Origin of the sequence: Mycoplasma struthionis, assembly GCF_003855455.1 — a bacterium.
GTDB classification, from domain to species: domain Bacteria; phylum Bacillota_I; class Bacilli_A; order Mycoplasmatales; family Metamycoplasmataceae; genus Metamycoplasma; species Metamycoplasma struthionis.
In genome coordinates this window covers 541,989-565,845 of the sequence record NZ_CP034044.1, presented here as the reverse complement: position 1 = coordinate 565,845, position 23,857 = coordinate 541,989, and the positions used below count along the sequence as shown (strand labels likewise).

Below are 23,857 nucleotides of genomic sequence, written 5' to 3'. Positions count from 1 at the left end.
GTGAAATGATGAAAATATAAAGAAAAAGTAAAGAAATGATAAAATAAATAATTATGAAAAACATTGTAGTAAATATAGAAATATCAAAAGATTCAAAAATTAAATATGAATATGACAGAAAAACAAACAAAATTAAAGTAGATAGAATTTTAAGAGGAGATTTTAATTATCCTGCAAATTATGGATATATAGCAGAAGCATTAGACTGAGATGGAGATGAGTTAGACGTTTTAGTATATTCTCCAGAAGTGTTTATGCCTGGAACTTCTTTAGAAGCTAGAGTAATTGGAGCTATGAAAATGATTGATTCAGGTGAAACTGATACAAAATTAATTGCAGTTCATGCAGATGACTATCGTTTAGATCACATTAAAACTTTAGATGACTTAGATCAAATGTGACTTGTTTCAGTTAGAAACTTCTTTTCAACTTATAAAGAATTTAAAGGAAAAGATGCAACTTTAGTTACAGGTTTTGAAGATGTTAAATGAGCTGAAAAAGAATATGAAGAATGTGTTAAATTAATGCAAGAATATGGTTCTTTAGATAAAGAAGAGTTCATTAACAAAATGAAAAAAGAACATCCTGAAAAATATATGTAATGTGAAAAAAGTAATTGAAAATTCCCAAAATGGGAATTTTTTTATGTAATTTGTGTTAAGTTTTACAAATGGGATTTGTAAGCCCTGGATGAAGGTCTTTTTTTCAAAAAAATGCCTTAATTTATGATAATTTTTTAGATGAGAGTTCCATTTAAAACACTACAAAATATAAAGGATACTCAATGTTTTTTTGAAATAGAAAATCTAAAAAACGTTGTCAATATAAAAATTGATAAAAAAATATAAACCCAAAGAAAATCAAAGGGATAAGTAACATAGAAGCTTTGCTAAAATTAAGAAAATTATACTTAAATGTAAAAAATGAACTTATGAAACTATTCTATAATTCAATTTCTGAACAACTTCAGATAATATTTGATCATTTTATGAAATATAGAACTTTTAAAAATTTTGATTATAAGTCATTATACATATCTAAATCGACTTTTTATAGAAGAGTTTCTTCATTGGTTTGTATATTAAGTTGATTATTTTGATAATAAAAATTAATTTTATTTATTAAATAAATAAGAAAAATTGGAATTCTCAAAAAATAAAAAAATTTAAAATTTATTATCAAATTATTATGCACGGTCAGTTATCCGTGCAGATTGGAAATTATGAAATCAAAATTAGCAATTTCTAAAATTAAATTGTATCTTTGAATGTTCACAAACTATTTTTATACTAAATTATATTTAACCAAATCAGTCAATAATTTGGAATTAATGAGTTTAAATATACCTGATGTTAACTAACGATCCTCAAGTTGTAAACGTTGTTAAAGAAGAACAAGTTTTTAAAGATGATTTTGATGCCCAACTCGAACCTGTAGAATATATTTTACATAGAGGTGGTGTCGCAACTACTAGGGACATTGAAAGAAAGAGTACTGATAATGCTATTTTAGATAAATATCCAGTTAAAATAAAAATAACTAGAGACTTTATAAATGATGATGCAATAATTGAATTAACTTTTCATGACTTATTATTAGAAAATAGAACAAGACACGAAATTTTAATAAATGAAAAACAGTTAGACATGAATATTAGAAGAAGAAGTTCTAATGGTGAAAGTACATATTTTATTACTAGATATATAGACGGAACAAAAATTTCTTTTTCTGAACTCGAAGTTTTTAAAATGACTGCTTTTACTTCAATTAGAAATTACACAAACTACTTAGTTGGCTTTGAATTATTCTTTAATCATACATCAAATAAACCCTCACAAAAATTCGATCTAATCAACAACAATATTAAATTTTCATACGTCCGAAGTGTAGAATTCAATATTACTAGAAGAAGTTTTGAAGAAATATTAAGTGAATCAAATGTCTCTTTTAAAAAAGAAGTTATCGAAACTGAATTAAATATGAACGAACCAAATTTGGGACAAGGTTATCGTCATATTGCAACTTCAACTCATCAAATTAAATCAACAAGAGATGAGGAACCTAAATTTTATTTAACTAATGTACCAGAGAATTTGTTTGACAGTATTAATATTGAAAACTCTTTTAAGTATAAATCTTACTATATAACATCCGAAAAAATTAGACTATCAAACGATAAGTTTAAAATAAATTATTACATTAATGAAAGACATACATATAATAAAAAAACAAAAGAATTTGACAAAGTTTATGATGGTAGCCAAGGGCTTTATTTACCTTTAAATTTCAAAGGAGAATTTAGCTTTAATTTCAGCGTAAAACAGAACATTTTTAAAAATATGGATAATTTACGTCTAACTAAAATCATTAATCAACCATTTTTTAATAAAGAAGAAGGCAAAATTCGTTTGCGCATGTCATATGAAAGTTATTCTGAACAAGAATCAAATAAATTTTTCAAGGTTTGAAAACCAGCAGTAGTAGTTAACAATAACTAGCTTCTGCTGGTTTTTTATTATTTTATTTTTGGTCCTTTTGGTAAAGGATCTCTTTTATGATTAGAAATTTTATGAAAATGTTCAATTTTTGCTTTTATTTCATTATTAACGCTTGTTTTATCTCTTAAATAACTTTCAAATTCATAATAACTAAAGCCTAATTCTTTTTCATCAGTTTGATCTTCATATAAATTAGCACTTGGATCTTTATCAATTATTTCGTCTGGAACACCTAAAATTTGAGCTAAAGCATAAACATCAGATTTTAATATATTAGCAAAAGGTAATAAATCACATCCACCATCACCATATTTAGTAAAATAACCTAAATAAAATTCATCAAAGTTATCAGTTCCTAAAACTAAAGTATTTAAATCTTGACTCAATGAATAAATTGAAGTCATAAATAAACGTGATTTTAAATTTGCTTGACTGCCTTTTTTTTGAATATCTAAAGTTTTAATTAAATCATTGTATTGTTTTTCTAAATCAATAAATTTAATTTCACTTCCTAATTTTTTTTCTAATTTTTTAACATGATCTTCTGTATATTTATCATTTCTAGTTTTAAAATAGAAAAAATGTGCATTTTCATTAAAAGCTTTTTTAGAAATAAAAGCCAATGTAGCGCTATCAATTCCTCCTGAAATTCCTAAAGCAACACCACTTGCATTAGCAGCTTTTACTTTTTGTTTTAATCAAGATACTATTTTATTTAAATAAATTTCATAAATTTTTAATTCTTTTTTTGTTAATTCTTTACGATTAATTTTCATCATATTATTATTTTAACCTTTTATAAAAAGAAAGTAAAAATAAATCGATATAGTATATAATAAAAATAATTAATGAATTAAATAATATAAAAAGGAGTTAATTATAATGATTAATGTTAATGATTTAAAACCTGGAGTAACTTTCCAATTAGAAAATAGTATTTATGTAGTTTTAGAAGCTCAACACTCAAAACAAGGACGTGGACAAGCTAACGTTAAAGTAAAAGTAAAAGATTTAAGAACTGGTTCAACAACAATTAAATCATTTACTGGTGGAGATAAAGTTGAAAAAGCTATGATTGATAAAGCCAATATGGATTATTTATATAATGCAGGCGATAATGTAATTTTAATGGATCAAGAAACTTTTGAACAAATTGAAATTCCAGTAAATAATATTGCTTGAGAATTAAACTTTTTAAAAGAAGGACAAAAAGTTGTAGTTAGAAAATTTGAAAGCGAAGTTTTAGATATTGAATTACCATCAAACGTTGCTTTAAAGGTTACAGAAGCTCCAGAAGCTGTTAGAGGAAATACAGCTCAAGCTGCACAAAAAAAAGTTACTTTAGAAACAGGTTTTGTTATCGAAACACCTTTATTTATTAAAGAAGGTGAAGAAGTTTTAGTTTCAACAGAAACTGGAAAATATGTCGGAAGAGCATAAATTATGGAACACGTTTCAGTTAACACAAAAATGAACTTTAGTTTTAATGTAGAACTAAAGGTAATAAGAGAAGCAATTTTAAGCATTCAAAAGAAAATAAATACAATTAAATTTGATAAAAACTTTTTATTGCTTTTAAATTCTCCTAAAACAAATGTTTCAATTTCTATGAATTACAAAATCAAAAATATTAAAGATTTTGCATTTGAAACTAAAAGATTAATTTTTTTAATAGAACAAAAAGTTTTTTCTTTAATTAATACTAAACCAATCAATATAAACCTTGTTTTTGAAGGTATAATCAATGAAAATCAATAAAAAATTCAATGAAAGAGCGATAGATAATTTAAAAGTTAATGCATTAGCTTTAGCAAAAGAATTGATAAACGATGCTCCAAATAGCATTATAAGTTCTGCTAAAATTTTTCATAGCTTATATTTTTATCATTTAAATTATGATTTTCAAAATCCTAATTGAATGAATAGAGATCGCCTAATTTTAAGTTCAGCTGATAGTATATTTTTACATTATTCAATTTTAAATTTTTTAGGTTATTTAGATTTAAAAGACGGTAAACAAGAAACAAAAAAATTACGTTATTTAGCTTCTAAAGACTCTAATTTATTTATAGAAAAAACAATGCTAGGTAATAGCCAAGGTATCGCTTATGCAGTAGGTGAAGCGATAGCTGAAAAGCATTTATCTGAAAAGTTTCCAGAAATATCTCATTATATTTATGTTATAACAACTCATGAAGATTTACAAGACGGTTTAAGTCAAGAAGCTTTAGAATATGCAGCAACTAATAAATTAAATAATTTAATAATTTTAGTTGATTCAAATTCTTCAGAAGTTGAAGCATTTTCTAGAGAATCTTTAAAAACTAATTTTGCTAAAAAATATTCAGCAATGAACATAGATTATAAACAATTAAAAGACGCTAGTCCAGAAGCAATTATTAAAGCAATTGCTAATGCTAAAAAAAGTTCTAGATTGTCAATTATTGATATAGAATCAACTATTAAAGAAAACAGCATTAAAAAATGAAAATATGAAAATCCTGATACTTATTTATCAGATGATTATTTTGAAGCTATAAAAGAAAAATCTTTATTTAATAAACTTGATAATTTTGAAATTTATGAAGAAGTAAAAACAGAATATCGCAATAAATTTTTAGAAAATCATGAAAAAGCAGAAAGATGAACTTATTCAGATAGATTAGATCAATTTATAAGCGATAATGTTAAAGAAAATATTAATGATGCAAAAATATCAGATTTTAATAAATTAGAAGATAAAATAGCTGTCTTTTTAAACAACTTAGCTGATAAATACGAAAATATTTTAGTCGCTTCATTAGACCAAAAATGATTAAGAAAATTAAAAACATATAATGGTGTTTTTGCTAATAATAATTTATCAGGTAGGTTAATTTATTCGAGTCAAAAAGCATTTTCAGTTGCTTCAATTGCTAGTGGTTTATCAGCACATAGTAACTATAGACCAATAGTTTTAGCACCTATTTCATCACTTGATTATGTATTACCTGCTATAAAAAACGCAGCAGCTGATAATACTAAAATTTTATATATTTTTGATTACAGCGAAATTTATTATGCTTCTTTAGAAAACCAAAATACATTAATGTCTGCTATAAAAATGGCTAGAGATTTTGCTGGTTTTCAAACATTTATAGTAAACGATGAAAGCGAATTAAAAGCCTCATTTGAATATTATTTAAATGAAGCTAGCAAACCTGTTATTATATTTTTAAATTTAGAAAACAAAATTAAATCAAATTTCAACAGTAAATTAGAAATTAAAAGTGGTTTATATTACTTAAATAATCAAAAATCAGATTATACATTAATTTCTTCAGGTGAAAATCTAAATTTAGCAGCTAAAATCGCTCAAAAATTTAATTTTTCTTTAATTAGTATTTCAAACAATTCAAATATTGCTGATTTAAATAAAAATAAAACTAAAAAAATCTTATTAGATTTTGCTTTTTCAGAAAAAATTGCTAAATATGTTCAATATCAAATAATTTTAGAACCAAAAGCAACTATTAAAAATGAGATTTTTGACTCTGTTTGTGAAAAACTGAATAAAATAATGAAAAAATAGCGAATTTAATTTCGCTATTTTTTTAGTTCATTAACTTCATCTTCACTTAAGGCTCTAAACATGCCTATTTTTAAATTTTTATCAGTAATTGAACCATATGCTTTTCTATGAAGTGAAGTTACATAATTATTAACTAATAAAAATAAATTTTTAACGTGATGATTTCTTCCTTCTCATAAAGTTACTGAATATTTTAAAGGAGCTATTGGTTTTACAATTTGTTTACTATATTTTCCATTTAATTTCACAAAATTTGAATTTAAATATCTTAAATTTTTCTCATCTAATTCTTTTTCTAAATTAACTATATATTCTCTTTTTAAGTTATTAGATGGATGCTCTAATTTATTTTTAAATTCACCATCATTGGTAATAATTATTACTCCAGTAGTATTAAAATCTAATCTACCAACAGAAAAATAATGTCCTTTTAAATTCATTACTTGATAAATAGTTTTACGATTTTCTGGGTCTTTTAAAGTACAAATACAATTTCTAGGTTTATTTAAAACATAATATTCATGTTTTATTTTTTTTATTTCTACTTTTTTTCCATTTATTTCAATTAAATCATTTCTTGAGCATCTATCACCTAATAAAACGACTTGTTTATTTACTTTTATAAGTCCTTTTTCAATAAGCTTTTCGCCCTCGCGTCTTGAACAAATTCCTAACTCACTTAATAACTTTTGTACTTTAATTTTTTCTTCCATTTGAAACTCCATTAATAACTTATATTATATATAAAAATTTTCATAGTTTCATATTAACAAAACAAATGCAAAAATAATATTTAATAAAGATGCGAGGAAAAATGGAAAAAATTAAAATAGAAAATTTAGAAAATCAAAGTCTTCAATTTAAAAGAGACTTTATTGCCAAATATTGCATGTATTCGCGGTTGCAAAAACATGCAGGCTCGCTAAAACAAAAAAATGTTATTCAAACCAAAAGTGATTTAGAGATTTTTATAGAATCTTTAAGTGCTGATTATAAAAAGATTTTTGTTGAAACTTTTGTATTAAACAACTCTGATAGTAGTTGATATTTAAGATACTTTTCAAAAAATGATTACTATCGCAAACTTAATTTTGTAGTAAATCTATTTATAAGATTTATTCATGCTACCAACAATAGTAAATAATGAAGTTATAAAAGCTAAACCTAGTGAAATATGACTTGAAAACTTTTATATTCAAAGTAATAGGCATTTATATTTATTAAATTGAAATAATGCAAATCAAATATCAAATCTAACTTTAAGGCGTTTAATTGATGATAATAAATTTATTTTAGAATTTGACTATGCAAATTTTGATCAAGCAATAAGTGATATTAAAATTGATGCATTAATTAATAATAATGAAATAAAAATAGAAAAGAAACTAACAAGTCAAAAAAATAGATTTATTTTTTCAGTAATAAGTGAAAAAACTAAAGATCTTAGTTCAATGACTTTTGATAAAATAAAAAGCATTAATTTTGAAATAAGTTATTTAGTTAAAAATAAATGATATCAAGTTGAGCGTTTTGAATATAGAATTAACGCAATAAAAGAAAATAAAGTAATCAAAACAAATTTAAATGGCACTTTTATTAATTTAATGACTACTTTAAATGTTAAAAGTATTCCAGTATATAATAAACCAACTTTAATAAGACATCATGAATCTAGAGAATATATTAGTTTTTATTTTAAACCTAAAAAGTTTTTAATCGGTTTACCTATTAAAGAAATTTTTGAATTTAATATTTTTAAAGTAAATAGCAACGGACAAAAAGATTTAGTAGTAAATCAAAGTGATGTTTTTGGACTTAATATAGAAGCCAAAATTCCAACTGAACAAGTTAATGGAACAATTAGCGTTTTATATAATCCTTGAGAAACTAATAATAAAAATATTTTAATAGATTCATATTCATATTATGACAGAAAACAAGGTATCACTTTTATAACACCAAATCATTATGAAGCTAAAAAAGGTTTAATGATACCATTAAAATTTCAAGGTAATTTTTTTATTCAAATTAACATAAGTTTTGGATCAAAATTAAAAGATTTTTCAGTAATTTATAATGAAGAATTAGCTAAACCTTTTTTTAATTTATCTAATGGTTTAATTCAATTAAAAACTCAGCAAATAAATGGATATTTAACTGAAGAAAAATACAACGTGATCAAATTAAAAAACATTCAAAAAATTATTTCAAATGCAAACTCAATAAATGACATTAATTATTTAGGAAAAGAGTAAAATGACAAAAAAACATAAAATAATAATATCAGCAAGTTTAGGAATGCTAGCAGCAATTTCAATTGCGTCTACTGTTTTAGTTTATAAATTTCTAGGTAAAAAAGATATAAATAAACAAATAGATAATAGAAATTCTGAATTAATTGAAAATCCTGAATTATCAAATGAAGAAGAAAATGATAATAGTGATGAACTAAATTCAGAATTACTAAATGAAGAAAATACAGCAGCTGATTCAGTAGATGATGAATTAGCAGAACATCTTACAATGATAAGGTCAACTGATAAAGAAATAGAAAAACTAAAAGAAGATGAAAATTTAGCTAGAGAAGTTTTAAAAAATGAAAGAGAGAATCAAGAAAATTCAGAAACTAGTGAAGAAAGTTCTGAACCTAACTCTACTCCAATTTCTAGAAATGAGGCTACTTCTTCAAATAATACACCTACTCCTTCACAACCACCTAGACCTTCAAATTCATCTACTTCAGCACCAAGAAATAGGACAAATACAACTAATACAAGAAGACCTGCTACTACCTTTCAACCTTCTGATCCTCCAAAACCCAAACCCAAACCAATTACAAATATTCCTTGACAAAATATTTTTCCTAGAATAAGTAGTTCTGATTATTATGATCAATTGAATTTTAAAGATGGACAAGCTTGAATTGATGAAGACATGATTGCTTATATAGTAAAAGATGTTTTAAATAGAGTTACTGCAATTGATGGGTCAATTGAATATGCTCATAAAATAATTGATGATCAAACAGTTTTAATTTCTTTTAGATGAAGGAATAAAACACAGAAAACACAAATAACGTATAAAATTAGCGCAAATAAGATATAATCTTATATATGAACGCAAAAGATATTATATTTAGTGAAATTAAAAAATTAACAAAAGTTAAGTTTGATATGGATTCAGATATCAAAACTTTAAACATCGATAGTTTAGATTTGGTAATTTTAGTTAGCGACATTGAAAGCAAATATAAAATAAGCGTAACCGATGAAGAATTACTAAGTATAAAATTTGTAGGTGATATTGTAAAAATATTTGAACAAAAATTTAATAAATAAGGTAAAATATAATCGTATTTATTATTTACGGGTATAGTTCAATGGTAGAACAACGGGCTTCAACCCCGTGTGTTGTGAGTTCGAGTCTTGCTACCCGTGCCATATCAAGACCAAAGGCAGCTTAATGGCTGTCTTTTTGTTTTTTATTTTTTAAAAAACAAAAAAAAGACCAAAAGGTCTTAATGGGCATTTCTGCATATGGTGCCGTCAATTGGATTTGAACCAACGACCCCTTCCTTACCATGGAAGTGCTCTGCCCCTGAGCTATGACGGCAATTACATAAATTATTATAACAATTTTTTCAATTTTTAATTAAAAACTTTTATTTTATTATAAATAAATTATAATATTAATATTATGGAAAAAACAATGTATGAATCACTGAAATCAATTTCAGATAAATATTTAGAACAAGAAAAAGAATTGTCAAACCCTGACATTTTTAACGATATAAAAAAATATACAAAAATACAAAAAGAAATGGCTGATATTCAAGAAATTCATGAGAAATTTCAAGAAATTATAAAATTAGAAGAAAATCTTTTACAAGCTAAAGAACTACTTTCATTAGAAAAAGATGAAGATTTAATAAAAATGGCTAAAGAAGACATAGCTGCATCTGAAGATCAAATTGTAATTCTTGAAGAAAAATTAAAAGAATTATTATTACCTCAAGATGAAAATGATAAAAGAAACGTAATAGTAGAAATCCGTGGAGCAGCTGGTGGAGATGAAGCTAATATCTTTTCAGGCGATTTATTTAAGATGTATCAAAAATATTGCGAAAAAAATGATTTTAAAATTAAAATAATTGATTCAACTTATGGTGCCATGGGTGGATATAGTCAAATTGTTTTTTCAATAAAAGGTGAAAAAGTTTTCTCTAAAATGAAATTTGAAAGAGGGGTTCATAGAGTTCAAAGAGTTCCTCAAACTGAAACCCAAGGACGTGTTCATACTTCAACTGCAACTGTCACAGTTTTACCAGAAGTTGATGATGATGTTAAAATAGTCGTTAAACCAGAAGATATTGAAGTTGATGTATTTAGATCTTCAGGAGCTGGTGGTCAATCAGTTAACACAACAGACTCAGCTGTTAGAATAACACACAAGCCAACTGGTATAGTAGTTACTTCTCAAGATGAAAGAAGCCAAATTCAAAACCGTGAAACAGCAATGAAAGTTTTAAAAAGTCGTTTGTATGAAATGGAAATGCAAAAAAGAGACCAAGAAGAAAGAGGGCTTAGAAAACTTGCAGGAACAGGTGATAGAAGTGAAAAAATTAGAACTTATAATTACCCACAAGATAGAGTAACTGATCATAGAATAGGTTTTTCTACTTCTTTAAAAGTAACAATGGAAGGTGATCTTGATAAAATTCTAGAAGCTTTAATTGCTGAAGAAAAATCAAGAATGATAAGAGAAGCAGGATTTTAATGATAGATAAAACAGTTTTATTACGTGAAAAAGAACGTTATGACTTGCCTTTAACTATTTCAAAAAAAGAATTGAAGTTGCTAAAAAAAGATTTTCCAGTTCAAAAAATAATTGGATATCAAGAAATGCAAAATGTTTGAATTAATCTAAAATATAAAGTTTTAATTCCCAGATATGAAACTGAAGAACTGATTTTAGAAAGTTATAAATATATAAATAAAAATTCAAAAGTTTTAGATTTAGGCTGTGGTTCAGGTTTTATTGGTTTAGCTATTAAAAAAAATACAGATGCTTTAGTTACTTTAGTTGACATAGATAATCAAGCAATTAAACAAACCAAATATAATGCTAAAATTAATAATTTAAATGTTAGGATAATAAAATCTAATTGATTTAAAAAACTTAATGAAAAATATGATGTTATAGTCTCTAATCCACCTTATTTATTTATAAAAAATAAGTTTGATAAATCATTAAAATATGAACCAAAAAGAGCTTTATTTGCAAAAGAAAAAGGTCTTAGAGAATATAAAAATATTTTACAAAAAGCTTATGATTATCTAAACGATAACGGAACTATATTATTTGAAATAGATGAATATTCAGCTTTATGATTTAAAAATAATTATTCAAAAATTCAGATTTTAAAAGATATTAATAATAAAAATAGAATTGCTATATTAAAAAAAGAGGATTTGCTAAACAAAAATTAGCACTCTTTTTATTTTTGTGCTAAAATTAAATAACTATGGATAAAAAAAGAGATTATTATGAAGTATTAGGCGTTTCTAAAAACGCAACTGAAAAAGAAATTAAGTCAGCTTATAGAAAACTAGCAATGCAATATCACCCTGATAGAAATAAAGAGCCAGGGGCAGAAGAAAAATTTAAAGAAGCTACTGAGGCATATGAAGTTTTATCTGACCCTGATAAAAGAAAAAAATATGACCAATTCGGGTTTGCAGATTTCAATGCGGGTTCATTTAATGCTCAAGATATTTTTGATTCTATTTTTGGTGCATTCGGTGGCGGTAGATCTAAACAATCAGGCGGCAGTTTTTTTGATAGTTTTTTTGATTTTGGTTCAAGCCATAAAACTAAAAAAACTCAAAAAAGAAAAGGCGACGATATTCAAATGAGACTTAACATTCAGTTTGAAAACGCAATAAATGGTAAAAAAGCAAATGTTAAAATCAATAAATATGATACATGTTCTAACTGTAAAGGAACAAAAGCACAAACTGAAAGTGATATAGTAACTTGTGAAACTTGTCATGGTTCAGGTCAAGTTCAACAAAATTTAGGTTTCTTTTCAGCTCTTACTACATGTAACACTTGTTCTGGAACAGGTCAAAGAATTAAAAATTATTGTAAACAATGTAGCGGAAATGGTTATATAAAAAATGTTGTTATTCAAGAAATTGATATTCCAGCAGGAATTTTATCAAGTGAATACATTATTTTAAAAGGTTTTGGTATGCCTTCTCCAAACGGTGGAAGCAATGGAGATTTAATTGTTTTTGTTTCAGTTTTAGCCCACAAACATTTTAAATTAACAGCAAATAATGATTTAGTTTTAGATATACCAATTTCAATTAAATCAATTATTTTAGAAGAAACAATTGATGTTCCTACACCTTATGGAATTCATAAATTGAAACTAAATAAAAACATGCCTTTAAATGAAAGTATCAAATTAGACAATTTAGGTTATCCATACAAAAATAGCAAAAAAAGAAGTAAATTGATTTTAAATATTACTCCTTATATTCCAGAATTTGATAAAAATGATAAACAAAAAATAGAAGATATATTTAACAATTCAAATGACAAAACATATAAAAATTGATTAGAAAAATTCTAATCTTTTTTTATTTTGGCATAATATAAATAAAATTTTTTTAAGTGTGTTATTATTAAATAATGTTAAAAACGGAGGACAGTATGTCAATTGCAAATAAAGTTATGATAGTCGAATCACCTAATAAAGTAAAAACAATTCAAAAATATGTAGGTGATGATATTAATGTAATTTCATGTGTTGGACACATCTTAAAAATGTCAACTAGTGGTCCTGAAAAATTAGGTATTGACTTTGAAAAGTGAGAACCTAAAATGGTTCAAGACCCAACTAAGAAAAAAATAATAGAAGAACTAAAATCTGCTGTTAAAAACGCAAATGAAGTATTAATTGCAACTGACCCGGACCGTGAAGGTGAAGCTATTGCTAACAATTTAGTAAACACTTTAAAAATTGAAAATATATATAAAAGAATAAAATACAACGAAATAACAGCCGAAGCTATTGATTATTCTTTAAAAAATCCTTTAAAAATTGATGAAAATTTAGTTAAAGCTCAAAAAGCAAGAAGAATGTTAGATAGAATAATTGGTTTTAAATTATCTAATTTAGTTAAAAATAAAATTAAAAATTCTCCTGTTAAACCTTCAGCAGGAAGAGTTCAATCTATTGCCTTAAAATTAGTAGTTGATAAAGAAAAAGAAATTGAAAAATTTGTTCCTATTTTATATTCAAAAATAGATGCAAAATTAGTAAACGGACTTGAAGCAAGTTTCTTTTATAAAAAAAATCAAGATTTTGAAGGTGAAAATACTTGAATTAGTAGAGAAAAATCTCAATTAATTTTTGACACTTTAAACAAAAATAAAACTTTAAAAGTAAAAGATTTTAAAGTAAGTTCAAGAAAAGAAGCTGCCGTTACTCCTTTTAAACAATCAATTTTATATAAAGAATCAAAACACAGTTCAGAAACTGTTCAAGGAAGTGCACAAAGACTTTTTGAAAATGGGCTTATTTCATATCCTAGAACTGATTCAACCAGATTAAGTGATTCATTTATTCAAAAAGCAAGAAAATATATAAAAAATACATACGGCGAAGAATATGTAGCTAAAGAAATCAAAGGTGTAAGTGGAGCGCAAGATGCTCACGAAGCTATTAGACCAACGGATGTTACATTAAGACCGGAAGATGCTAAAAATAAATATGATTTATCACCAGTTGATGCTTATACTTATGAATTAATTTACAAAAAGACTTTATCAGCATTGATGAATGTTCCTAAAAGAGAAATTTATACTTATGAATTAGAAAATCAAGGATACTTTTTTAGAATTTCAGCTTCAAAAGTAATTTTTGATGGATATTATGCTTTAACAGGTTATGATAATGCTTTTAATTTACCAAAATATAAAATTGGTGATGTTTTAGATGTTGAAGATTTTATACTATCAGATAAACAAACTCAACCACCTGCAAGATATACAGAAGGTTCTTTAATTAAAATGTTAGATGATATAAAAGTAGGAAGACCTTCAACATTTGCCACAACTGTTAAAATAATTAAACAAAGATTATTTGTTGAAAATAAAAATAATGCACTTGTTCCAACAGCGTTTGGAATAGCTGTTTTAGAAAAATTAATTGCTAATTTCCCTACTACAATAAATGAAGAATATACCGCTATTGTAGAAGAACAATTAGATTTAATTTCAGAAGGACAAGCTAACTATAAAGAGTTAATGCAAACATTTTGAGATATATTTAATGATAAATATTTAAACGTTAAAGATACAGTTGAAGTTACTGTTTTAGCACCTGAAAAATTAGATGAAATTTGTCCAAATTGCGGTTCTCCATTAGTGTATAGATATGCCAAAATAAGCAAGGCAAAATTCATTGGTTGCAGCAATTTTCCTAAATGTAAATTTGTAAAAAGTGCAGGAGAAGATCAACCTAAAAAACGCTTTTGAAGATTTAAAAAATTAAGCAAAAATAAAGCTGATTAATTAAAAATTAATTAATAACGAAACTTAAAGAGGCTAATTTTGTTAGCAAAAAATTAAGTTTCGTTATTTTTTTATTTAAAAAATTATTAAAAAAAGTTAAATTTTTTGTTTTTTAACTTAATTTAAATTCTTTTTTATTATTATCTAATTATTTTTTAATCTTTAGTTTAAAATTCTTAATATGTTAAATAAAAAGAAAAGTATTAAACAAAGGGTTGCAACGACTTTCGGTTATTTAATTTTAGGAACTGCAATTGTAGGCTCAATTAGCGGTTCTATTTACTATGTTTATAAAAACAGTTTAAATATCGAAAAAACTTATTGAAGTCCTCAGAAATTTTTAGAAGCCGCTAATAAAGTTAAAGTTTCTGATAAATTGCAAACTTCACAAAGCGCAAGTGATTTATATAATTCTTTTATTTCACAAAAAAAATTGAGCGATCAAAAAATGGAAAATTTTGTTAAAGCTCACCCTGAGTTTGTTAGTGAAAATATTTCTACTAAGAAACTTAATGAATTAAAAAAGATAGCACCTAAAGAGTTTGATGTTAATGCTTTTTTATCTCAAAGATTTAGCAAAACTTCGAATTATGAAAATGTTAAATTTTTAGATTTTAAATATACAAATTTAGAATTAGGACAAAACGATAATGAATTACTTTTAAGCTATGAAATTTATTTAAATTATGAATACGCTAGTGGTAATTATGAGTCATCTAAAGTAAGAAAAACACCTCAGTCAAGATATTTTTTAAAAGGTGAACAGGTCGTTAAAATACTTAGTCAAAATGAAAAATGAATGCCTAATTCAGAATTTGATAAAAACTCTGATAAAATTTCAAAACAATTTGCTGATGTTCTTTTAAAAAGTGTTGAATACAAAAAAAGGACAAATAAAGATAATTGATTTGATACCGATGAATTTCGAAATGAAATATTTAGCATCTTTTCAAAAAGTATGGAAGATTACAATGCTTTTCCAGATATTTATCCAAAAGATGAATTTAAAGTAGTTCCGTATATAGATAAAGAAAACCCTGAACCGATAGTTACTTGAAATCCTGTTAAAAAGTTAAACATTTTATCAATTAATTATCGTTATATAAATAAAACAAATGAAAATGTAAAATCCGAAGGAAGAAAAAAACAATTTAATATATTAGGCATTTAATTTAATGAAAAATCAAAAAAATACAGTTAACTTTACAAATCAAAAAAAACAACTTAAAAAAGAAGCAATTGAATTTATTAAAGCTCAAAACAAAATTTATAGTTTTTTTAAAATTGAAAATAATAGAATTAATGATTTAAATTCTTTGAGTTTATCTGAAATTCTAAAAATTATTTTTAATAAAGATTTATTTAAAAATTCTTTAGAATCAAAAAACATTAAAAATCAAATAGAAAGTTTTAAAAACAGTTTAAAAGAAATTCAAAACCTTTATCAAATATATGAAAATGTAGAAGAATTTGATGAATTTAAAAAAGAACTAGAAGATTTTGAAAATGATATAAAAAATTTAAAATAAAAGGAGAAATATGAAAAAACGTGTAAATATCGCAATAGATGGACCGTCTGGCGTAGGGAAAACTGTTATGTCTACAATGCTAGCTAAAAAGCTAGGTTTTAAATTCCTAAGTAGTGGAACATTTTATAGAGCAATAGCTTATAATGCAATTCAAAATAACATTAATTTAGAAGATGAACAAGCTATAAATGATGCTTGACATATAGATGATTTACATGTTACAGAAGACGATCGAATTTTATTAAAAAATGATGATATCACAACAAAAATAAGAGAAGACATAGTTTCAAGAGCCGCTTCTTCAATTGCTAAATTTCCTTCAATTAGGCATAAAGTTAATAAGTTTATTCAAAACTTCGGAAAAAAATATAAAGGAATAATAGTTGATGGTAGAGATGCAACATATCGTATTTTACCAGATGCTGAAGTTAAATTCTTTTTATGAGCTACAGCTGAAGTTAGAGCTCATAGAAGAGTTAAACAGGATAAAGAAATGGGTATTGATTCAAACTATGAAGAGGTTTTAGAATCAATGAAAATTAGAGATTATAACGATATGAATAGAGATATTGATCCTCTAAAAGTTAGTGAAGGCAGTATAGAAATTGACACATCAAATATGAGTGTTGAAGAAAATTTTGATGTAATGTATCAAGAAGTCTTAAAAAGGATAAACAATGCCTAAAAACGTTATAGCAATTATTGGAAAACCAAATGTAGGTAAAAGTACATTATTTAACAAAATTATTAATAAAAGAAAATCAATAGTTTACGATACACCTGGTGTTACTAGAGATAGATTATATGAAGATGCTGCCTGAGCTGGTAAGAATTTTAAAATAATCGATACTGGTGGAATTACTATTGAAAATGAAGACTTCAAATCTCAAATTAAAATACAAGCCCAAATAGCTATAGATGAAGCAAATGCCATTATTTTTATGGTTGATGGAAAAGAACCATTAACTACTGAAGATTTATATGTAGCTAATATTTTAAGAAAAACTAACAAACCTGTTTTATTAGCAGTAAATAAATTAGAAGGATCTAAAGTTAACTATTTCGATAACTCAATTTATTCACTAGGTTTTGATGAAATTTATGCAATTTCAGCAATTCATGGTGATGGAATGGGAAACCTTTTAGATGCTACTTTAAGTCATCTAGATTTTAATAATAAAGATGAAAATAAGAATTTTAAACTTGCGCTTCTAGGAAAACCAAACGTTGGAAAAAGTACACTTTTAAATACATTATCAAACGAAAATAGATCAATAGTTAGTGAAATTGCTGGAACAACTAGAGATTCAGTTTCTTCAATAATTAAATTAAAAAATGAAGAATTTGAAATTGTAGATACTGCCGGAATTAAAAGAAAAAGTAAATTAACCGATAGTATTGAGCATTATTCATTAATGAGAGCAAATCAATCAATAGAAGAAGCAGATTTATGTCTTCTTTTATTAGATGCTGAAGATGAAGTTAGTCATTTCCATCAAAATATAATTGGAATAGCATATGAACTTAAAAAGCCTTTAATAATAATCGTTAATAAGTGAGATTTAATTGAAAAAGATACAAATACAATGGATCAGTATAAAAAGAATCTTGCTAAAAAATTAAAATTCGTTGATTGAGCCCCTGTGGTCTTTATTTCAGCTAAAAATAAAAACCGTGTTCATAAATTAATTGACGAAATAATAAGAGTAAAAAATAACATTTCAAGAAAAATTAACACAAACCAGTTAAACAATGTAATAATGACAGCCCAGATGATAAGGCCTGCATCTTCTATAAAAGGTAGGAGACTTTCAATTACATTTGCAAAACAAATTGAAGCAAAGATTCCAACATTTGTTTTATTTGTTAATAACACAGATCTAGCTCATTTTACATATATGAGATATATTGAAAATCAAATCAGAGAAAACTATGATTTTTCTGGAACTCCAATCGAATTGATTTTAAGAAATAAAAATAAAAAAGACAAGGAGTAAATTTATGAAAACTAAAATTGCTATTTTAGGAAGCGGGGCAATGGGCTCTGCATGCGCATCAGTTTTATCTAAAAATGGCCATAACGTATGAATTTATGGAATAGATAAAAATGAATTAACAGACTTAAAAAATGGTTATAACAAGAAATATTTTGAAGACATTTATTTAGGTAAATTTTCAGTAACTCTTTCTTTAGAAGAGGCTGTAAATGACGCAGATTACATTCTAATAGCAATTCCAAGTAAATTTATTCCTGAAGTTTTTGAAAAATGTATAAAACTTTTGCAAAAAAGGGTTATCATTATAAACGTTGCAAAGGGATTTTGACCTGATACAGTAGAATTTGTTCATGAAAGAATGGAAAAATTATCTAAGAAAAACGAAATGATTTCAGGCGTTGTTTCGTTAATTGGACCTTCTTTTGCAATTGACATTGTCAATGAAAATATAACTTTGGTTGACGCAGTTTCAAAAAGTGTAGCTCAAAATATAAAAGTTCAAAAATTATTCTCAAATAGTTTTTTTAGAGTTTATTCACAAATAGATGTTAAGGGAGCTGAAGCTGGAGCAGTTTTTAAAAATATGATTGCTATAGCTACAGGATTAGCAGCTGGACTTGGATATAGTACAAATACTCAAGCAGCTATTATTACAAGAGCATTTATTGAAATTGAAACTTATACTAAATTTATAAAAGGAAACAAAAAGACATTATTAGGCCTAAGTTGCTTAGGTGATTTAATTCTAACTGCTTTATCAGATAAGTCAAGAAATTATAAATTTGGCTTAAACTTTTTCAATCAAAAAGTTAATAGTGATCATCTTACAGTCGAAGGTTTAAAAACCATCGAGATTTTTTATGAAAGGTATATAAAAACAGACATATTAAAACTGCCTATCATAGAAGCTTTATATCAAATAATATATCTAAAAAAGAATCCAAAAGAAATAATTACTAAGATGATGAATTCGCCTTTGAAATCTGAAAATTAGTAATTTAGAAAAGGGGTGACATGAACAAAAAAGAGCTGATTATAAAAACTAGTCAAATCTCTGGTTATCAACAAACTACAGTTGAAGCAGTGCTTGACGAAGTTATTACAATTATAACTGATGAAATTAAAAGTGGTAATACCGTTTCTATTTCAGGTTGAGGCTTATTTAGTTCAAAACAAGTTGAGGGAAGAACGAGAACCCATAACATTACAAAAAAAACAATACAAACTGATCCCAGAATAGAACCTAGATTTAAATTTTCAAAAGCTTATAAAACAAAAGTAAATAATTAATCACAAACTTTTAAATAATCTAATATTCCTGGAAATTCTAATTTTAAAACAACTCCTTTTTGAAAAGCTTTTTCAAATGAGAGTGTTTTTTATTTTTTGTTATTTCTAAAAAATCACAATGTTTTAAAAATATAAATTCGTTTTGATATTTAAAATATATTATTCAAAAAGCTAATCCATAAAAACTTTCAATTAAGTTAAGATACTCAACTTGATGTTTTTTAACATTAGCTAAAGAAAAATTTTTTTCTTCAGTACTTTTTGCTTCAAAAGCAATAAATTTGCCTTTATAAACTCCGTAATAATCAACTGTACTTTTAGATTTTATAGTTGCATCTTTTAGTTTTAATTTATTTTTTTCAAGAGCAACACCTTTAAAATTTATGTCTAAATTTTTTTTATGAATTAAGGCGATTTTATTAGTTAAATAAAAAATATTAGTTTGATTTATTATAGATTCAAGTAGCATTCCTCTGTTTTTTTGTAATTCCATAATATAAATTAAACTACAAAAAGTAGGGAATTATTTCCCTACTTTTTCTTATATTTTTCTTTTATAATCTTTTAGTTTATGATAATAATTTTCTGATCTTGATTTATTTAAAATATATTGAACTAAATCTTTTACCATTATCATGGCCATAACGTCATTTTCACAATATTCACATAAAAATTGAATTTTTTCATCTCATTCTTTTTGACCTATAGCTCCTAAAACATATAAAGTAGTTTCAGATAAAGCCATCATACCATTTTTAATTTCTAAAGATGAGTATGGTTTTATTTTATGTTTCAATTCAATATTGTTTTCAGTTACATAATGTTCTAATTTTTTAATTGAATATTTAGCTTTTATATCAGATATACTAATTAATTGATTATAAGGATCAATATCACGAGAGTTTTTAGTTTTATAAAAATCAGCTATATCAATTAAATTATCAATAATATAATTAGCACTTTCTTTAGCTTTATTAAGTTCTGCTTCAGTTAATAAATTTTTTGATTTATAAATTTCTAAAATCTCAATCATTTCTTGAATTCTTGGTTTTTCATATCCTTTATTAAAAACAACAAAAGATGTTCCTTTTAATTCTTCTTTATGTTCATGTCCACCATATTTAATGTCTTCAATAATATCTAAAAATGTTTTGTAAGTATAGTTTTCATAATTTTTCATATAAAATTCATTGCTATTATGAATTACTTCATCATTTTTAGTAGTTATAAAAGAAGTTTGTGAAACAACTTGATTTCATGCTCTTACATAATCCATAATTGGAGTTGCTTTAGTAACTCCTTCAAAATCAAATCAAACAATTGTTTCATTAGGGTCATTTAATTTTTTTCAGCCTTCATTATTTTTAATTCTTTCTTCATCTCATAAAATAGCTTTTCTTTCATAAAATGCTAAAAAGGCTTTTTCTTTTAAATCTAAAGGTTTATATTCATCATTAACATAAGGATTTACTTGGCGAACTTTTAATTTAGCTACAGATTTTAAAGAAATTTTATAATTAGGTATTTTTTTAGCAATTAAATCATTAAAAAAAGGCAATGCTAAATTTAATGGATCTTCAAAATCGTCTAAATTAATATCTAAATCATTTCCTCTTTGATCTTTAAATAATTCTCTAACTTCAATAAAAGAAAACGGATCTTTGCAATATGCTAAAAATTTATTAAAACTGCAACGATATCCTAGTTGTTTATTATCAGTCAACTTATCAAATTTAAATTTAATATTTTCTGAAGTTAATTCGCCGTCAACATATTTCATAATAACAGGATTTCTTTTATTTTTAGATTCAACAATTCCTAATTTTCTTTCAATAATCTCTTTTTGAGAATATTTTTCTTTTGTAGTAGATTGAGAAGGAGTTTTTGAAGTTCTACAATATTCTGAAAAAAGAAAGTTTAATTTACCCCTTTTAACATCTTTTTTGTCTTCATATTTAGGAACAATTAAAACAATTTTCGATACAGGTTCATCAAAAATATTTTTTAAAGCATCTCTAATTACTTTTGTATCATAATAACTTCTAAATAAATGTTTAAATTTAGTAGATGAACTGTATAATAGAATACCTAAAACGTTTTCTTTACAATCATAAAAATAAGGACTTGAAACAATATTTTCATTAATTATAAAAGTTGGATTGATAATTAAATTTTTTTTATTTAAACTTTCTAATGTTTGTTTTGCTTGAAGTTCTTTATTTACTTTTTTATTAATAAAAACTATATTTCTATTTTTTTCTTTTTTATAATAATCAGTTACAAAATCCTCAGCTTGTTTTTCTAATTCTTCTAGCATTGATGAAGAAGGTCTAAAAACATTATCAATACTTAAAAGTTCTTGTAAGGCAGCAAAATTTTTATCATCATATGATAAGTTTTTTGTTCTTTTTTTAATTAAAGAAGCTTTTTCATATTCGCTAAGTTCTTCAAGTTCTTGTTGAGTTAATAAATCTTTAAAATTCTTTTCAATTAAATTATTAATTTTTTCAAATCCAAAATCTACTAATAAATTTCTATCAAATTCTTGATCTTTTTCTAAAACTATATCATTGATTGTATCAATCATATTTTCTTCTAGAATATTATTAAAAGCATAATAAGGTCTTGCAGAATTTAAAATTGCAAAAGTCTTTCAATTGTAATATTTTTTATTGTTCACTTGATTTTCTTTTTTCATCTTCAACTCACTTTAAATATAATTCTTTTCATTCTTGTTCATTTGTGCAAGCTAAATATTTAATTAAGTCCATATCTACTTTTTCATCTCATTGAGGACTAACTCCTAGTGATGTATATTTGTCAAAAAAGTCTTTACATTTTTTCATATCATCTAAAACTTGAGCTTCATTTAATTCATAGTTTCAGTTTTTAATTTTTCTAAATCTAACGTCAACTAATTCAGGATGATCATAATCTTCTTTTTTAGAAAACAACCAACTATAGTGAATTTTTTAGCTCCCATTAAATATGTATAAAGTTGAGCTTGTTTTATATAACCTGGAGTCACACCATTTGTAGTTCATTTTTCAAGGTTTTTTTCTCCTACAGTTTTAATTTCAATAATTAACTTTTGATTTTCAACATAACCATCGGGCAAACCACCAAAAAGTTCATTACTTTTAAAATAGTCATAATTGTATTGTTCTGCTTCAAATCTTTGAATTACTTCATCAAATTTAGATTGAATTCTTTCAATAACTTTAGGTTCAACTGCCTTACCAGCATCTACATACATTGTATTAATAATAGGCATATCAAAACGACATATGTTAACAAAACCTTTAAATTGGCTATCAAATGATGTTAATTTTAAAATATTTGATAAAGCTGAACCTGTTATTTTTTTAAAACCCTTAAAAGTTCCAGGTTTATTTGACTGCATCTCTTTTAAAATATTTTCTTCTACACGCAAAACTTTGTTTTCATAATCTAAAAAATAGTGTTTATTGTTATAGAATCTTCTTGAAGGTATTTTTATATCTTCCATTTACTTTACTCCTAATTTTAATAACACTTTTTATATAATTATTTGTATATAAAAAATGATAATAATTTTTTTATAATATTTATTTTTTGCTATAATTATATATTATATAATTAATTACAGGAGAAAATATGAAAACGAGAAAATTAATAAGCTTTTTGTCAATTTCAGCAATTGTAACAATGCCTTTAGTTGCAATTTCATGTAAAAAAGAAGAAAAAAAAGTAATTAAACAACAAGAAAATGTTGAGATGTCAACTAACTTAGGACTTTCAATTGCTAAAAAAGCCTTAAATCAAGAAAATGTTAATGCTAATAAAGTAGTTGAAGAATTAAAAGCAGCTTCAACTTTAAAAAACATTACAGATATTTTTAATAAATATAATATTAAATATGACATTTCAGAAATACCTGAAAATGCAACTTATTCAGTGGAACCTTCAACACATGCGCACGCCAACATTGGTCAAATACATTTAGATATTAAACAAACAATATCTTCAACCAGTTCTTCAAGAGTTGCTAGATTCGATATTATAGGTTTTTTAAATGAACAAGCTAAACAAGTTAAAATAGGTAATTATATTTTAAATACAACTTCAAAAATAAAAGCAAATCCAGAAACATTAAAACAAGAAATTAAAAAAGCGCAAGATCAAGGTTTTGAAAGTTTAATAAACACTTTAAAAAAATATGTTGACATAACAGAAGAAAATAATCTTGAAAATGAAGGCTTAGAATTTAAATTCAATTTAGATAAAACAAGAATTGATGATGCTAATAAAATAACATTTTTAGAAATATTAAGTTACAAAAAAAGCAACCCAAATGATGTAAATAAAATAAATGCTGAATTTTATATTACAAATCTAGCTGAATAA

At 24.7% G+C, this 23,857-nt stretch carries 26 protein-coding genes and 2 tRNA genes; 21 read left to right on the top strand and 7 right to left on the bottom strand.

What is annotated here, in order from left to right; translation table 4 throughout:
- The first annotated feature begins 53 nt into the window (after window positions 1–53).
- Window positions 54–602, top strand: coding sequence for an inorganic diphosphatase (locus tag EGN60_RS02505; RefSeq protein ID WP_124724504.1), 549 nt, complete (start codon window positions 54–56; stop codon window positions 600–602).
- A 747-nt stretch (window positions 603–1,349) separates the two neighbouring features.
- Window positions 1,350–2,498, top strand: a complete 1,149-nt coding sequence (locus tag EGN60_RS02500) for an MHO_1580 family protein (RefSeq protein WP_124724503.1) — start codon at window positions 1,350–1,352, stop codon at window positions 2,496–2,498.
- 17 nt (window positions 2,499–2,515) lie between these two features.
- On the opposite strand, the gene nadE is transcribed toward EGN60_RS02500, so the two are convergent.
- Window positions 2,516–3,277, bottom strand: a complete 762-nt coding sequence (gene nadE, locus EGN60_RS02495; RefSeq protein WP_245979649.1) for an NAD(+) synthase — start codon at window positions 3,275–3,277, stop codon at window positions 2,516–2,518.
- 103 nt (window positions 3,278–3,380) lie between these two features.
- Between nadE and efp the strand changes: the two genes are divergently transcribed.
- The 3 genes from efp to EGN60_RS02480 are packed head-to-tail and all read left to right on the top strand — an operon-like array spanning window position 3,381 to window position 6,069.
- A complete protein-coding gene (efp, locus tag EGN60_RS02490; protein ID WP_124724502.1) occupies window positions 3,381–3,938 on the top strand; it encodes an elongation factor P in 558 nt (185 codons plus the stop codon).
- Window positions 3,939–3,941: 3 nt separating this feature from the next.
- Window positions 3,942–4,256: an MMB_0454 family protein gene (locus tag EGN60_RS02485; RefSeq protein WP_124724501.1), complete on the top strand. Its 315-nt coding sequence runs from the start codon at window positions 3,942–3,944 to the stop codon at window positions 4,254–4,256.
- Window positions 4,243–6,069, top strand: a complete 1,827-nt coding sequence (locus tag EGN60_RS02480; RefSeq protein ID WP_124724500.1) for a transketolase family protein — start codon at window positions 4,243–4,245, stop codon at window positions 6,067–6,069. The genes EGN60_RS02485 and EGN60_RS02480 overlap by 14 nt, the downstream gene beginning before the upstream one ends.
- Window positions 6,070–6,083: 14 nt before the next feature.
- Here the strand turns inward: EGN60_RS02480 and EGN60_RS02475 are convergent, their stop codons facing one another.
- Entirely contained in the window at window positions 6,084–6,782 is a 699-nt protein-coding gene (locus EGN60_RS02475) for a pseudouridine synthase (RefSeq protein ID WP_124724499.1), read from the bottom strand.
- Between the two features lie 101 nt (window positions 6,783–6,883).
- Between EGN60_RS02475 and EGN60_RS02470 the strand changes: the two genes are divergently transcribed.
- From EGN60_RS02470 to EGN60_RS02450, 5 genes are all read left to right on the top strand, one after another.
- Complete coding sequence (locus EGN60_RS02470) at window positions 6,884–7,213, top strand: hypothetical protein (RefSeq protein WP_124724498.1); 330 nt, start codon at window positions 6,884–6,886, stop codon at window positions 7,211–7,213.
- Window positions 7,191–8,324: an MHO_1580 family protein gene (locus tag EGN60_RS02465; RefSeq protein WP_124724497.1), complete on the top strand. Its 1,134-nt coding sequence runs from the start codon at window positions 7,191–7,193 to the stop codon at window positions 8,322–8,324. The genes EGN60_RS02470 and EGN60_RS02465 overlap by 23 nt, the downstream gene beginning before the upstream one ends.
- A 1-nt stretch (window position 8,325) precedes the next feature.
- A complete protein-coding gene (locus EGN60_RS02460) occupies window positions 8,326–9,174 on the top strand; it encodes an MHO_1590 family protein (RefSeq protein WP_124724496.1) in 849 nt (282 codons plus the stop codon).
- Window positions 9,175–9,182: 8 nt separating this feature from the next.
- Complete coding sequence (locus tag EGN60_RS02455) at window positions 9,183–9,407, top strand: acyl carrier protein (protein WP_124724495.1); 225 nt, start codon at window positions 9,183–9,185, stop codon at window positions 9,405–9,407.
- Window positions 9,408–9,434: 27 nt separating this feature from the next.
- Window positions 9,435–9,509, top strand: a tRNA-Trp gene (locus tag EGN60_RS02450).
- Window positions 9,510–9,606: 97 nt separating this feature from the next.
- Here the strand turns inward: EGN60_RS02450 and EGN60_RS02445 are convergent.
- Window positions 9,607–9,681, bottom strand: a tRNA-Thr gene (locus EGN60_RS02445).
- An 84-nt stretch (window positions 9,682–9,765) separates the two neighbouring features.
- On the opposite strand from EGN60_RS02445, the gene prfA reads away from it, so the two are divergent.
- The 10 genes from prfA to EGN60_RS02395 all read left to right on the top strand — a co-directional run bounded on the left by prfA (window position 9,766) and on the right by EGN60_RS02395 (window position 19,471).
- The gene (gene prfA, locus EGN60_RS02440) at window positions 9,766–10,845 is read left to right on the top strand and encodes a peptide chain release factor 1 (protein WP_124724494.1); all 1,080 of its coding nucleotides are present in this window, start codon (window positions 9,766–9,768) and stop codon (window positions 10,843–10,845) included.
- Window positions 10,845–11,558, top strand: coding sequence for a peptide chain release factor N(5)-glutamine methyltransferase (gene prmC / locus EGN60_RS02435; protein ID WP_124724493.1), 714 nt, complete (start codon window positions 10,845–10,847; stop codon window positions 11,556–11,558). The genes prfA and prmC overlap by 1 nt, the downstream gene beginning before the upstream one ends.
- A gap of 35 nt (window positions 11,559–11,593) precedes the next feature.
- Window positions 11,594–12,709, top strand: a complete 1,116-nt coding sequence (locus EGN60_RS02430; RefSeq protein ID WP_124724492.1) for a DnaJ C-terminal domain-containing protein — start codon at window positions 11,594–11,596, stop codon at window positions 12,707–12,709.
- Window positions 12,710–12,789: 80 nt separating this feature from the next.
- On the top strand, window positions 12,790–14,655 hold the full coding sequence (gene topA, locus EGN60_RS02425) for a type I DNA topoisomerase (protein ID WP_170149954.1): 1,866 nt from the start codon (window positions 12,790–12,792) through the stop codon (window positions 14,653–14,655).
- 181 nt (window positions 14,656–14,836) lie between these two features.
- Complete coding sequence (locus EGN60_RS02420) at window positions 14,837–15,826, top strand: hypothetical protein (protein ID WP_124724491.1); 990 nt, start codon at window positions 14,837–14,839, stop codon at window positions 15,824–15,826.
- Between the two features lie 4 nt (window positions 15,827–15,830).
- Window positions 15,831–16,184, top strand: coding sequence for a hypothetical protein (locus tag EGN60_RS02415; RefSeq protein WP_124724490.1), 354 nt, complete (start codon window positions 15,831–15,833; stop codon window positions 16,182–16,184).
- A 10-nt stretch (window positions 16,185–16,194) separates the two neighbouring features.
- Window positions 16,195–16,869, top strand: a complete 675-nt coding sequence (gene cmk, locus EGN60_RS02410; protein ID WP_124724489.1) for a (d)CMP kinase — start codon at window positions 16,195–16,197, stop codon at window positions 16,867–16,869.
- Window positions 16,862–18,181, top strand: coding sequence for a ribosome biogenesis GTPase Der (gene der / locus EGN60_RS02405; RefSeq protein WP_124724488.1), 1,320 nt, complete (start codon window positions 16,862–16,864; stop codon window positions 18,179–18,181). The genes cmk and der overlap by 8 nt, the downstream gene beginning before the upstream one ends.
- A gap of 4 nt (window positions 18,182–18,185) precedes the next feature.
- A complete protein-coding gene (locus EGN60_RS02400) occupies window positions 18,186–19,175 on the top strand; it encodes an NAD(P)H-dependent glycerol-3-phosphate dehydrogenase (RefSeq protein WP_124724487.1) in 990 nt (329 codons plus the stop codon).
- A gap of 20 nt (window positions 19,176–19,195) precedes the next feature.
- Window positions 19,196–19,471 carry an HU family DNA-binding protein gene (locus EGN60_RS02395; protein ID WP_124724486.1) on the top strand — a complete coding sequence of 92 codons (276 nt, stop codon included), beginning with the start codon at window positions 19,196–19,198 and terminating at the stop codon, window positions 19,469–19,471.
- Window positions 19,472–19,514: 43 nt separating this feature from the next.
- Here EGN60_RS02395 and recU read toward each other — a convergent pair whose 3' ends face one another.
- Genes recU through EGN60_RS02380 form a run of 4 tightly spaced genes read right to left on the bottom strand, consistent with a single transcriptional unit; the run spans window position 19,515 to window position 22,979 of the window.
- Window positions 19,515–19,964: a Holliday junction resolvase RecU gene (gene recU / locus EGN60_RS02390; RefSeq protein ID WP_245979647.1), complete on the bottom strand. Its 450-nt coding sequence runs from the start codon at window positions 19,962–19,964 to the stop codon at window positions 19,515–19,517.
- A 48-nt stretch (window positions 19,965–20,012) separates the two neighbouring features.
- Entirely contained in the window at window positions 20,013–22,169 is a 2,157-nt protein-coding gene (locus EGN60_RS02385; protein ID WP_124724485.1) for a UU173 family protein, read from the bottom strand.
- Complete coding sequence (locus tag EGN60_RS03535) at window positions 22,141–22,425, bottom strand: hypothetical protein (protein WP_245979645.1); 285 nt, start codon at window positions 22,423–22,425, stop codon at window positions 22,141–22,143. The genes EGN60_RS02385 and EGN60_RS03535 overlap by 29 nt, the downstream gene beginning before the upstream one ends.
- A complete protein-coding gene (locus EGN60_RS02380; RefSeq protein ID WP_245979642.1) occupies window positions 22,386–22,979 on the bottom strand; it encodes an MAGa7180 family putative nuclease in 594 nt (197 codons plus the stop codon). The genes EGN60_RS03535 and EGN60_RS02380 overlap by 40 nt, the downstream gene beginning before the upstream one ends.
- A gap of 128 nt (window positions 22,980–23,107) precedes the next feature.
- On the opposite strand from EGN60_RS02380, the gene EGN60_RS02375 reads away from it, so the two are divergent.
- Window positions 23,108–23,857: a variable surface lipoprotein gene (locus EGN60_RS02375; protein ID WP_124724484.1), complete on the top strand. Its 750-nt coding sequence runs from the start codon at window positions 23,108–23,110 to the stop codon at window positions 23,855–23,857.